The sequence below is a fragment of the Halolamina salina genome (genome assembly GCF_042678005.1).
Lineage (GTDB): Archaea > Halobacteriota > Halobacteria > Halobacteriales > Haloferacaceae > Halolamina > Halolamina salina.
The window spans coordinates 1-786 of record NZ_JBHUDH010000074.1 but is presented as its reverse complement, the minus strand read 5'-3'; the positions used below and the strand labels follow the sequence as shown (position 1 = coordinate 786).

The window sequence follows — 786 nt, the reverse complement described above, 5'->3', positions numbered from 1 at the left end:
TGATTCAGCGTGTTCCAACCGATGAGATGACCGGGCGAGGAAATGGATTGTATGAACTGACTGATGCTGGCCGCGAACTACTGGAGAACAAAGAACGCATCCCTCAGTAATCCGGTTAGATCGTTCGTTCCTGTGGTTCGTTCTCATCCCCTCTTTCTTGCCTCGGTTCTGTTCTCGGCGATTGCTCGAATGCACCACCGATTGCGAGCAAGTAGAGATACCGCATCAGGTAGACCATGACGAGCAAGTAGTGGAACATCAAAGCGTACACGACAATTGAAATTCCTGTGGCTACTGGATACGATAGCTGCGAGTAATCCTCGACGAGGACCGAGACGAGGACAATCGAAATCAGGGATATTAGGTTGACGAGAAGCGCGTACGATGTCCCAACACGTGTTTGCTGGACAACCATCTCTTCGATCCGGTCATCCTTCGTCGAATACTTCGCAGTCGTCATCAGCGTAGAGAAGGTGAACCCGAATAGAATCGCGAGCGCGGTACTCATCATCCCAATGAAATCAGAATCCACGGGACGAGTGAACGCAATAAGTGAGAACAAGCCGGGAATAGCGAGTAACGCGTACGCCTCGTAGTCAGGCCGATCATCGTTCTCGAAGATATCTCTGTAGAAATTGCGGACGATCGGGGAGAGGTCAAATGCTTTCATCAGCCTTGCGGAGCAGGTACTTGATCTGTCTCTTCTCTTTTTCTATCACCTTCTTCTTCGTCTTCTGGCACTCCTACATCCTGCGGAATCAGCGATTCTGTATCTATATCTGTGTT

Annotated in this window: 1 protein-coding gene; it reads right to left on the bottom strand. The window is 49.7% G+C overall.

The genetic code is table 11. The annotated features are described in order from the left end of the window. Positions 1-115 precede the first annotated feature (115 nt). Positions 116-670, bottom strand: coding sequence for a hypothetical protein (locus ACFR9S_RS07810; RefSeq protein ID WP_049990116.1), 555 nt, complete (start codon positions 668-670; stop codon positions 116-118). Positions 671-786 lie beyond the last annotated feature (116 nt).